The organism is Nostoc sp. UIC 10890, assembly GCF_054786515.1.
The window spans coordinates 6,011,653-6,023,820 of sequence record NZ_JBSGKF010000001.1; the positions used below are offsets into that span (position 1 = coordinate 6,011,653).

Annotated in this window: 9 protein-coding genes; 6 read left to right on the top strand and 3 right to left on the bottom strand. The window is 39.5% G+C overall.

Annotation, left to right across the window (positions count from 1 at the left end; translation table 11 throughout):
* The first annotated feature begins 60 nt into the window (after positions 1-60).
* Positions 61-666, top strand: coding sequence for a GIY-YIG nuclease family protein (locus ACWATR_RS24950; RefSeq protein ID WP_460338344.1), 606 nt, complete (start codon positions 61-63; stop codon positions 664-666).
* A 90-nt stretch (positions 667-756) separates the two neighbouring features.
* Here the strand turns inward: ACWATR_RS24950 and ACWATR_RS24955 are convergent, their stop codons facing one another.
* Positions 757-1,185 carry a hypothetical protein gene (locus ACWATR_RS24955; RefSeq protein WP_460338346.1) on the bottom strand — a complete coding sequence of 143 codons (429 nt, stop codon included), beginning with the start codon at positions 1,183-1,185 and terminating at the stop codon, positions 757-759.
* A 493-nt stretch (positions 1,186-1,678) separates the two neighbouring features.
* Between ACWATR_RS24955 and ACWATR_RS24960 the strand changes: the two genes are divergently transcribed.
* Positions 1,679-2,881, top strand: coding sequence for an AAA family ATPase (locus ACWATR_RS24960; protein ID WP_069068869.1), 1,203 nt, complete (start codon positions 1,679-1,681; stop codon positions 2,879-2,881).
* A 282-nt stretch (positions 2,882-3,163) separates the two neighbouring features.
* Here ACWATR_RS24960 and ACWATR_RS24965 read toward each other — a convergent pair whose 3' ends face one another.
* Positions 3,164-4,051, bottom strand: a complete 888-nt coding sequence (locus tag ACWATR_RS24965; RefSeq protein WP_460338349.1) for a response regulator transcription factor — start codon at positions 4,049-4,051, stop codon at positions 3,164-3,166.
* A 138-nt stretch (positions 4,052-4,189) separates the two neighbouring features.
* A complete protein-coding gene (locus ACWATR_RS24970) occupies positions 4,190-6,166 on the bottom strand; it encodes a scytonemin biosynthesis sensor histidine kinase (protein WP_460338351.1) in 1,977 nt (658 codons plus the stop codon).
* Between the two features lie 1,466 nt (positions 6,167-7,632).
* Between ACWATR_RS24970 and ACWATR_RS24975 the strand changes: the two genes are divergently transcribed.
* The 4 genes from ACWATR_RS24975 (at position 7,633) to scyC (ending at position 12,140) form a co-directional block, all read left to right on the top strand.
* Positions 7,633-7,818 carry a hypothetical protein gene (locus tag ACWATR_RS24975; protein WP_460338353.1) on the top strand — a complete coding sequence of 62 codons (186 nt, stop codon included), beginning with the start codon at positions 7,633-7,635 and terminating at the stop codon, positions 7,816-7,818.
* A 75-nt stretch (positions 7,819-7,893) separates the two neighbouring features.
* Complete coding sequence (scyA, locus tag ACWATR_RS24980; RefSeq protein WP_460338355.1) at positions 7,894-9,777, top strand: scytonemin biosynthesis protein ScyA; 1,884 nt, start codon at positions 7,894-7,896, stop codon at positions 9,775-9,777.
* 304 nt (positions 9,778-10,081) lie between these two features.
* Positions 10,082-11,143 carry a tryptophan dehydrogenase ScyB gene (gene scyB, locus ACWATR_RS24985; RefSeq protein WP_460338357.1) on the top strand — a complete coding sequence of 354 codons (1,062 nt, stop codon included), beginning with the start codon at positions 10,082-10,084 and terminating at the stop codon, positions 11,141-11,143.
* Positions 11,144-11,168: 25 nt separating this feature from the next.
* Positions 11,169-12,140 carry a scytonemin biosynthesis cyclase/decarboxylase ScyC gene (gene scyC, locus ACWATR_RS24990; protein WP_460338359.1) on the top strand — a complete coding sequence of 324 codons (972 nt, stop codon included), beginning with the start codon at positions 11,169-11,171 and terminating at the stop codon, positions 12,138-12,140.
* The last annotated feature ends 28 nt before the right edge of the window (positions 12,141-12,168 follow it).

Sequence of the window (12,168 nt, forward strand, 5' to 3'; positions counted from 1 at the left end):
GTGCTGGAAGCACGGGGTTTTAAACCCATTTTTCGGATAATTAGTTTTTTGAATACAAGAATGAAACCAGGGTACATTTATTTAATTCATAGTGTAGGTACATATAGATACAAAATAGGGCTAACTGTAGCACCACGGACACCAGAGGATAGATTAAAAGAACTGAATAGCCGTCAAAGTCCCTACCCATTGAAACTCATTCATTATGTGTTTGTTGCTGACGTTTACAAAGTAGAGAAAGAAATTCATCAAGCTTGTAAGTCATTTAATGTTTATAGGGAGTGGTTTGAATTTCCAAAGAACGCATATTTGCAACAAGTTATTCAGTTAATGGAGCGTAGTAATGTAGCGCAAAGACCAAATAAGAATTCTCAGGGTTACGGTCAATATCAGAATAAAATAAATCTTTCTTTGCCTATAATTCCTAGAGGTATTGAACGTGCAAGTCAAGAGAAAGAGGGAATCTCAAAATATTTAATATCCAGACGAGATGAACCCAACAATCGTTTGAGACAAGGCATAGTAGGGGAGAAAAACAAGAAGAAGAAAATTAAAAAAAGGAAACCTACTGTTTTAGGGAAAATTTTCAATAATAATTTTTTATTTTTAGTAACAATAGTCATTTGTATTATTTTATTTTTATATGTTGTGAGTATATTGATTTGAAGGGGCGTGAATCAGATGATACAGCAAGGGTTTAAAGCCATGAAATTTCAGAAAGTTCAATGAAAATCGGCGGGAATCCCATCCCAACTCTTAGAGACGCTGCGCGAATGGCAGATCGCAATAGTTGAAGGGAATTTTTTCACGTAATAAATAAGAACTCTTGAGGTTTGTTAACCCCAGAATTAAATCGGGTTTTAAAGCAAGAATTTTCTCTAGGGAAGGTAGACTCCCAATACTGCCCAAAACTGGAACGCCAGCAAGTAATTCGCTGCGTATACCTCGAAACTTTTCCTCACAGCCCCCACAATACACTACACCAACTGGCTTTATACCCAGCGCCACTACAGAATCGAGAACCACATTTTCTTCTAGCACAATAACTCGCTGCGGTTTTAGGGGAACTTCAACTTTACCTAAAGTATTGCTAACGGTTTTTGTTTCTATAGGCGTTCGTGCAAGCGTTGACTTGTGAGTTCCCATCGGTGGGTTGTTGTTACAGGCTGCGATCGCTAAAACCACAACTATTTTCAGAAAGAATGGTAAAAATTTGTAATTACTCAGACTGATACTATCAGGACTTACGCAACTGGCTTTATGAATAGCAGTTCTAGCCCTGAAAATACGGTTATAACCGCTTATTATGAGCCAAGATTAGGGAGAGAAACTTTGGCATCAGCTAAAAATGGGGTTAAGTGCTTTATCTTGAGGGCAATTCCACGGACATGGTATTAGTTGTCATCTAGAGATGGATAAGTAGCATAGATATATCAATAGCTAAAAGTAAGCCCCCCATTTACCAGTTGCTTTGTCAAAAAAGTTGACATAGGTAATCTTGATGTAGTACAGTATAATACAGGCAGGATGAGTTAAATTAAAAAAACTTCCTAGCCAATACAGCACGGTGAAAATAAAATTACTATTTGTACGCAATTAGTTAATATTACGAGAAAAATTTTTCAAAATCTCCTACTTAATACCAAATAATTCGATTAACGCTGCATAACTAATAAATATGGATTTTGACTATTTTAGAAGCAATGAAGGCACTCCTACAAATAATACCCGACAAAGCTTGCTTGCTAGCGGTTGGCGACCGTTTAACCGAGAATTAGACTGGGGGTTTTTATGGCAACTATTGCACAGTGACTCCCGCGAGTTAACTCAAAAAAGTTTGAATTTAGCAAGTAATGTTGCTGATATTTTGGGACGAAATAATTATGCTTGGTGGGCTAATTTATTAAATATTGTATCTGATAATACCCGCTACGAAGTTGAAAAGTTTTGGAATTACATCACGCCAGATCCTCAATCACCAGATCATCGCTACAAAGATGTTTTGAGTACAGAAACACCCATTCTCCAATTTGTGAGTCGTAGTAGCATTCCCATTGATTATGTTCTTAACCGACTGCAAGAAATTACTGTACTGCGAGTTTTAGGTGTGTTGGGTAATCCTGACATTATTACGCAGTATTACTCAGAAAGAGATTTTTATTTTCCTATAGATAGATTTGTCAGTTGGGAACGCTTAGATGTTATAAATACTGTTTATGCTTACTGGTCGAAGTATGACGTTTGGTTGCAAATTGACCCCTACGATCGCGGGCGACGACAATATAGTTTAATGGCGAAAAATCTTGCGCCACTGATTAACAAAGCGACTTACGACTTAGCCGTGATGCTGAGTGGATATCAAAGTCGTGTAGGTAAGGTTCATAGTCAATTTTCCATTCGGACATTTCCCGCAGATATACAAAACTTTACTGATTCTGTACAGCAAGCGATTCTGAATCAAAACCAGTTAGCGGTTGTTGTACATGGGAAACCGGGTACTGGTAAAACAGTTTGGACACAGGCAGTTGCAAAAGAAATTCTTGTACCTTTGGGGTATGTAATCTTTATTTTAGATCATGATGCGATCGCTAACTTTGTCCCACCGACTTACATAGAGCGTATTTGTATCGTTATTAACGAAGCTGATAATCTAGCGCAAAATCGTGCTTCTGAAGTGGCGCAATACAATAACAAAACCGAACACATTCTGAGTTTGCTGGATGGCACTTTGTATCAGAGTGTAATTGATGACTCTGGTATTCAGATGCAGCAACGGTTAGTTGTCTTGATGACTTGCAATACTACAGAAAGATTAGATCCAGCCATGTTACGCAAGGGCAGGGTGGATTTAATATATGAGTTTACGCAACTATTTGTATGAAGAATGCAGGGGGCAGAGGGCAGGGGAAAATTTCCGCTACGCTCAATGATTTGCTAACGCTGCGCTATCGACACAAATCTTTTATGCTAGTACAGCACGGCAGAAATAAACCACCCATTTCCAATCAACAAAACCCTTACGCTGTCTTCATTTTTAATTTTTAATTTTTAATTCCGCCTTGCGGTACTAGTGGGCTGCTAAACCTACAACTAAAGTTTTTATTAATACTTCTTTCCTCCTGCCTCCTGCCTCCTGCCTTCTGCCTTTTTTGTAAATCTACTTTCACCAGAGTTGCACCTGTTCTTGCAATACAAGCTGATGCTGTTTGCGCCAAGCTTGGGGAGGTAAACCGTGATGTTGGCGAAATTGACGGGAGAAATGAGACACATCCTGATAGCCCAATGCTTTCGCTATCTTCTCGACTGTCTGATTATTATTTTGGAGTAAAAAACGCGCTCCCGCCATTCGGCGTTTGACAATCCAGCAGTTTACAGTTTCTCCTGTCTGCCGCGCTACTCGGTTTGTTAAGTAAGCAGGTGAGTAACCAACAGCAAGAGCGACATCACATAAAGTAATTCCTTGATGATAATGGGCTTCGATAAAGTCAAAAACCTCTTTTAATTGGGGAATGGAGGGAAAGATTGACTTAGAAGGAATGTTGGCTTCTCTATCAGGGGCTTCTTGATCAGAGGCTACAGCAACACCTCCAGCGATCGCTGTAGTATCATCTGTAAATACTGATTTTGGTGCTTTCTCGAACTTCATAGCGCACCAGTATTGCAGATTAGCTTGCTTTTGCAAGCGAATAGCGATCGCTCTGAGCAGTTCTTCTAGTGTCGAGGGCTTGGTAAGATAGTCATCTGCTCCCAATTCCATAGCTTTGCGAATATCTGATCTGGTACTACTACCAGTTAGAAAAATGAAAGGAATAATTGCTGTAACAGGATCTTGGCGTAGCGTAGTTAAAACGCTATAACCATCCATATCAGGCATTGTGATATCGCAAATCACTAAGTCGGGTGTACTCTTTTGTGCATGTTGGATACCAACACGACCGTTATCAGCACCTATCATATCAAAGCCTTTAGCCTCAAGACCCTTTAAATAAAGATCGCGGGTAACGGTATCATCTTCAATGACGAGAATTTTCTTTGACGATTCGTGCATCATTTTTTATTCCCATAACTTTTTACAAAAGCTGATTACTAGACCCTTTAGTGGGTATCTAAATAGAGATGAAATGAACTATCTGGTTCCGATAGTTATGATTGTTAAGTTGTTAATTAACAACTATCTTCATTTCAACACTCATAACTCGTAACCAGTTGCTAATTTCATTAATGGCAGCATCACAGTAAACGTAGTCCCAACACCAACTTCACTTTCCACAGAGACTTGACCGTGATGTAAATCTACAAGAGTTTTAAGAATCGATAGCCCTAATCCAGTACCAGGTATATGATCAATATTACTACCACGATAAAATGGTTCAAATATTCGTTGTTGATCTATTGCTGAAATACCGATACCCATATCCTTTACCTGAAAAACTAATTTTTCGTTTTGACAATAAAATTTCAATTCAATTGCCATTTTCGAGGAAGAGTACTTGATGGCATTATCGAGCAAATTCTTCAAAATAGGCTCTAACAACTTTTTATCTATATTGGCTGTTAGAGAGTTATCTGGACTTATGCAAATGATTGGATTTTGGTTAACAGTCATCTGCATTTGTGCAACCAAATCATCACAAAACTGAACTAACTCAATAGGTTTTGGTTCAAAGTTTAATTTTTCTGCTTCTGCTTTAGAGAAGAACAAAATATCATCCAACATCAAGCTCAGTTGTTCAGTGGCTTTTTGAATATGATCTAGTAGTGGTTGGATTTTCTTCTGTGTACGTTTATCTACTTCTTCCTTTAGTAAACTATTAGAAAATGAAACAATATTCAGTGGAGTTCGGAATTGATGGCAAACCGTAGAAAGGAAACGCGCTCTAAGTTCGCTAAGTTGTTTGGCTTGTTCTAAAGCTTGATTAAGACCTAATTCTGCATATTTGTAATCGGTAATATCGATACCTGCAATTAATTCAACTGGGTTACCCCCAAAATCCAGGCCTCCATCAAGCTTGGCAACGGCACAGGCTAGCCAGCGCTCCGTGCCGCTTTTTGTCAGAATATTCATTTCCTGGTATTCAAAGTTACCTACTTCACTCTGCTTACGTATCTGCCTGCGTTTTTTGCTCTTAATCAGTCGGCGAAGATCAAAACCTGTTAGCAGTTCCTCTTTTGTATAGCCAGTGAGTTGCTCTACTGCCGGATTTATATAGCAAAGTCGCGTGCCTTGAATCAGAAAAGTACTAGTATCTGTTGTTTCTGCTAAAGTCCGAAATCTAGTTGCGTTTAATCGTAATGCTTCTTCAGTCTGTTTCGATTCAGTAATATCCCAAATACTCCACACTCTCCCAATAATTTTGCCCTCAAGCAACTGAGGTTTAGAATAGTGTGCAAAAACTCTCCCATCTTTCAACTCTAGAATGTCGTAGCTCTCGAAATCAGATTGGCTAGACACTTCCCAAATCAGCCGACTAAAAGCTTGTGGATCTTTAAGTTTATTCTCAAAAAAGGCTTTGCATCGAGGGCATTTCTTAGATAGTATTAGAGACTCTGGAATCTGCCACATCTCTACAAATCTCTGATTCAAGCTCAGAATATCTCCCTCAAAATTAACTGCAACAATACCAATGGCAGTAGATTCGAGAGTAGAACGAAGTAACGAAAGAGATGCTTCTAGTTCTATTTCTTTTGCTTTGAGTTGAGAAAATTCTTGTTGTAGATTATCTTTGGCATCCCTTAATTCATCAGTCCACTTTTGCACGCTCAGTTCTACTATTTCGTCATTTTTCTCACGAGCAAAAGCACAACCAAATTCCATATCTTGTTGTTTTACATAGCTCATGGATATTTCTACTAAAAATATCCGGCCTCCTTTTGTCCGATAGCGAGATTTAAATGTAAGAGAACCCTGTGAGCAAATATCTGACCAATTGTGCAGAGAAAAGTCTACATCTATATCATGCAGCCTCATGGAAAGTAATTCTTCACGGGAATACTCAGTCATCAGGCAAGTGGCATCGTTGACGTAAAGAAACTGCGCGTTTGCTCCTAAACAAAAGGCAGCATCTACAGCGTGATTTATTAGGAAGTGAGCAAACTTCATTTCTACTTCAGGTTGTAGTGCCCATTGATTGTTTGATCTAGCTAGTGTATATTCGCCAGAATTCATATTCCTACTTCCTCCTGGTAATCAATCAGCACTGTAGCCATTAATGAGTTAATAGTCATAACTTACTAAAATCTTTGGTGCACTCTTCGGCTGGTAAAAAATAAAATTAGTTAGTAATTTAAAAAATCTTACTAATTGTCTTAACAAAACTTATCATAACAATAAAATGCAAATTATTGAACCAATTTTTCCTAAAAAAACTAAAACATTAAAAATTTTGTCTTGGAATTAAGCAGCTTTTTATAGCAGCACAAAATATAGACAAATCAAATCTAGATTAGTCAATAGATATGATAGATTAAGAGTTCAAAACTTTTAATCTATCAGTAGGAAAGATATTTTAAATTTAAACTAGCTCTCTACAGAGGTAACTAGTAGTTTATCAACCTAAAATTGCTGCGTTTGGACTGGGGAAAAGTTAAAGGATAACAAATTATCCTTTAATTTTTCGCTCGCCAAGGACTTTGGCGAACTACTAGTACAACACGGCGGAAGTTTGCCCAATCTTTAACCAGTTGCTCTAGGCAACTTGTCTGGTTAGTTGAGATAGTAGGTAGATTCCCACGGTGCTGTAATACTGTAAAGTCGTTTTATTTTCAACATAAATGAATTTGCAGTGCTTGGCTTAAATGAACAAATTTTACTCATCAACTTATTTTCTTAATTTATCTTAACTTACTCTTTCAGGGATTTAACTATAGAAGAATATGCTTAGTCATCTGTCGCAAGAAGTACATTTGTATTAAATATATACGTATATTTTTACGTATAGCGTTGTGTTTGTTTTGTCATAAAGAAACACTGCATTACTATACTAAGTATATAACTTGTTTCAGTAGCAATAAAACATACTTCTTAGGCAATGCATACTAAACCCTTAGTCATCTCTCTAAGGAAATATCACAAGTTAAAAAACGATGTATTTATCGTTACAAATAATTGACTCAAAGAGTTTTTGGTGGCAATATGAAAACCACCAAAGTGGTGTAATTCAACTCATGCTTTAATTCAGGTGAAAAGTTGTGTAAGTTCTAAAGCAAAAGAATTGATCACCAAATCAAAAAATTTCCTATTGTAAATTTGGTCATCTGCTGCTTCTGCGATGCCTAGGTTGGGTTACGCCTAGGTAAAATATCAATCTTTCAAAGTGACTAATTTGAGAATGTCGCAATCATAATAAAAGCGAAAGAATTGACACCCACATCAAAAGATTTTTCATTGCAGATTAGCTTTCAACTATAATAACCCTGATAAATCAAGAACCTCCCCAGGCAATTTAGCAAGTAGATAGGTGCAATTAAAGCTAGCTATATTAAGCTTTGTAAAGATTCTGAGACATGGTTGAATTCAGGTTAGTTGCTAGTTTATATACCCTTACATGATTTAGTTTTTCGCCGCAAACCTACCTTTTGTACTGTAATCATCACCACAGAAGCGAAAAATTTGACACTTCTATCAAAAGATTTTTGATTGCACAACAGTCTTTCTCTGCCTTATTCTGGTCACAAGAAGCACAACCCCGATTGTTGTCTGCTTTTGGTAAAAATTTTTTGCTACCGCGCTCACAAGCATCAATCAGCAGCGATCAACCATTTCTACTAGCGACCAAGTTAGGTCATAGCTGTAAGAAACAACAGAGTTGTTTGTATTAGATATTTCTAGATTTCTAGCGCTGTGATTGTAAACTGAAAAGTCTTTGTGTAACTTTATGTAATTAAGTGAAACTAATGAGTCAAAATTATACTGGTTCAAACTCTCCTCTCATCACTACCGAACCATACAAGGAATTTCCAGCAAATAGATATGTAGAATCTGTATCTGACTCCCGTCAGCTTGATGAATCGGAGAAAAATGGGGGAATTCAGCCTTTTTTAAATGACGAAACACCCCCAACGCTTTCAGTTGCCGATGCGATCGCTCAGATGTTGGTAAATTTGGGAGTAGGTTACGCTTTTGGTGTCGCCGGTGGGGCAATGGCCAGCCTTTGGGGGGCGCTATCCAATAGCAATATAGAAGTGTTGAACTTCCGCCATGAAGCCGGAGCAGCATTTGCAGCTACCGAAGCATACTTTGCCAATAATCGCCCCACGGTAGTTTTTACCACAGCTGGGCCGGGGATCACCAATGCACTGACTGGATTATTTGCGGCTCGTGGGGAAGGTGCAAAGGTAATTTTGTTGTCAGCTTGCACCTCAGCACCACAGCGTGGACGTTGGGCTATTCAAGAAACCAGCACTTATACATTGCCCAGTGGGGGAATTTTTACCCCAGGAGCGCTATTCAACTATGCAATCACTATTGAATCTGCGGCTCAATTACCGCAGATTTTTCGTAAACTGGCTCTGGCTATGGCGCAACCAGGCGGATTTGTGGCACATTTGAGCATTCCCACCGCTGTGCAGACAAGTTTAGTTGAAGATATAGCCTTACCTCAACTAGATATTTCTCCCTTTCCGATGACTGCTTCTAAAGAAGCGATCGCTAAATCGGTAGAGTTATTATCATCCGGCCCCTTTGCTATCTGGGTTGGTTTTGGTGCGCGTGACGCAGCAGCCGAAATCCTCCAACTCGCAGAAAAAACTGGAGCTGCCGTTATCTGCTCACCCCGTGCTAAAGGTATCTTTCCCGAAGATCATCCGCAATTTGTGGGTGTCACAGGTTTAGGCGGTCATGCTTCCGTCTTAACTTATATGGAAGAACAACCTCCACTACGCACACTCGTATTAGGAACTCGCCTTGGTGAACCGACTTCCTTTTGGAGTTCGGCGCTAGTTCCCAAAGGAGGTTTTGTCCATGTCGATATTGATCCCGAAGTGCCAGGGGTTGCATATCCACACGTGGAAACTTTCGGGGTTCGGTCTGATATCAAAGCTTTTGTGGAAGAGTTGTTGCAGCAATTACCAGATGCTCCTCATTCCACAACTTTGTCTTTACCTCGTCCAGAACACAAAGCAATTGAACCTGCATCAGACGTAGACTATCCAGTGCGGCCAGAAGTATTGATGGCAGCAATTCAAAAGATCATTGTTGAGGGTAGCAATGCGATAGTCATGGCGGAGTGTGGTAACTCCTTTACTTGGTCAACCCATCTACTCCAATTTGCCCAAGCCAATCGTTACCGAGTCAGCACCGGAGTTGGTGCAATGGGTCACGCCGTCACCGGAGTGTTGGGTGCAGCTTTGGCGAACAATAGCAAGGCTGTAGGGATTGTTGGTGATGGAGCAATGCTGATGAATAACGAAATCAGCACAGCCGTGAAATACAAAATTCCCGCCATCTGGATTGTACTCAATGATGCGCGTTACAACATGTGCCATCAAGGGATGAAAATCTTGGGATTAAAGGGCGCAGATGCAACACTTCCACCGACAAACTTTGCCATGATTGCTCGTGGGATGGGAGCAGAAGCGATCGTGGTTGTTAGAGAGTCGGATATTGAAGCGGCATTAGAACAAGCGATCGCATCAAGCGTTCCTTTTCTGATCGATGTAGTGATTGACGCCGATCGACCAGCACCTTCTGGTGGACGTAATAAGAGCTTGGCAGCACAAGGAGTGAAATCAAGCTCGGCAAAAAGTGCAGCCAAGCAAGTTTCATTTCCAATGGTTTGATTTGGAAAGTTGGTAATCGAATAAGTACGAACCGCCAACCGTTAGAGAAGGACGCAAAGTCAGAAATAACTAATCTTAACTCTACTAATTCGTAGCAAACTCTCTGCGTCCCTCTGCGTTTACCTCTGAATCCCTTTGCGTTTAAATTTCCACTTTCAATTCGCCACGATTTTACGCAAAGTACCAAGTTTTTCTTAACTTCATCCAATCTTAATCTTCGCCAGTGTTTTTGTGTCTATATCTTTACATTTTGTAATGGTTATTACTTTCTCTAACCAACCCCAAACAACATCAAGAGGTCAACATGCTGCTATTTGAAACTGTTAGAGAAATGGGTCACGAACAAGTTCTATTTTGTCATGGTAAAAATCCCGAAATTAAAGCAATTATTGCCATCCATGATACGAGCTTAGGTCCAGCGATGGGAGCTACAAGACTGATGCCTTATCTTAACGAAGAAGCAGCTTTAAAAGATGCGCTTCGTCTGAGTCGGGGTATGACTTATAAAGCTGCCTGTGCCAACATTCCGGCTGGTGGAGGAAAGGCAGTCATTATCGCTAACCCTGAAAATAAAACAGATGATTTGTTGAGAGCTTATGGACGTTTTGTTGATAGTCTAAACGGACGTTTTATCACCGGACAAGATGTCAATATTACTCCTGACGATGTGCGGACAATCAGTCAAGAAACAAAACACGTTGTTGGGGTATCAGAAAAATCTGGTGGGCCTGCTCCCATAACATCACTAGGAGTTTTTCTCGGAATTAAAGCTGCTGTAGAGTCTCGTTGGCAGAGCAAAAGACTTGATGGGATGAAAGTTGCAGTTCAAGGTTTAGGAAATGTAGGTAAAAATCTTTGTCGGCACTTACATGAGCATGATGTCAAGCTTTTTGTTAGCGATGTCGATCCAGCCAAAGCGGAAGAAGCAAAACGGCTTTTTGGCGCAACTATTGTAGAACCAACTGAAATTTACTCTCTTGATGTAGATATCTTTGCTCCTTGCGCTTTAGGAGGAATTCTTAATAGTCACACAATTCCTTTCATCCAAGCTTCGATTATTGCTGGTGCAGCTAATAATCAATTGGAGAATGAGCAACTACATAGTCAAATGCTTACCAAAAAAGGAATTCTCTACAGCCCTGATTATGTAATTAATGCTGGAGGATTAATTAATGTTTACAACGAAATGATTGGTTATGACGAAGAAAAAGCTTTCAAACAAGTGCATAACATATATGACACTCTATTAGCGATTTTTGAGATTGCTAAAGCGCAGGGAGTTACTACCAACGATGCTGCCAAACGTTTAGCAGAAGACCGGATCAAGAATGGTAAGCGGAACAAAACTAAAGCGATCGCAGCTTAATTATTATTATCTTCAGGAGTGAGAAGTGGAAAAAAATACCTTTGCAACATCAGCATATATTGCGACTTCACCAGAGAGCGCCTTTGACTACCTTTGTAGTTTAAAGAACTTGGATGAATGGACACTTTATAGCCGGATGAAAGAGCAAATTGATGAAGATACCTGGCTCGGAACTGCATCTGGTTATCACAAAAATCTTTACTATCATGTTAAGAAACTAGAAAATCCCCTATTTTATGGTATTGAGTGGCACTGCGGATTAGAGTATCAGAAATATTTTCAGGTTTACCCGGTTTTGCTGTTTCCTACAGACTACATCGAGCCGGGAACAGATGAAAAAGGTGTGTACTTTCATTGGTTGAGCTTTGTCGATCCCAAACGACAGACTCAGATGATTATGCAGGGGATTCACACAGTACATACTTCCGAATGCCGTTCTCTCAAAGGTAATTTGGAACGCAAGGCGGGTCTGACCTCAGCAGCCAAAGGAAGCCACTTTATCGATACAGACACCATTTATGTTGATGCCCCAATTGAAATCGGCGTTGAATACTTAAAAGACTTACAAAACGTAGATGAATGGGCGCATTTACTAAGACCGAATGGTGATATTACTTCTGAATCAGGTGAATTCAAAGATGAATATGACCAAAGAGTAAAAGTTTCTGTGCGAGTTCATAGTTTGAGTAAATACTACTTACTTGAACAAGAACACTTTTATCCAGACTACGAATATTATCAGCGTTCTGTAGCGTTACTTATTCCAACTGCCTACGCTTTCGCTGACCCCGAAGCTTCTGGTTTTATTCTGCATCGAATCACATTTTGGAAAACAGATAGAACTGTTAGCCACGGCAAACTTCAAATTGAAGACTATGGTGCTGAGAGCATGAACATCAAACGTTTACTCGAAGCCAAAGCTGGCAACCTCAAATCATTTGACCGAGGAATGAGCTACCTCCCAAAAATTCAAGAATCATTAGTTAATAGTCATTAGTCATTGGTCATTGGTCATTAGTCTTTGG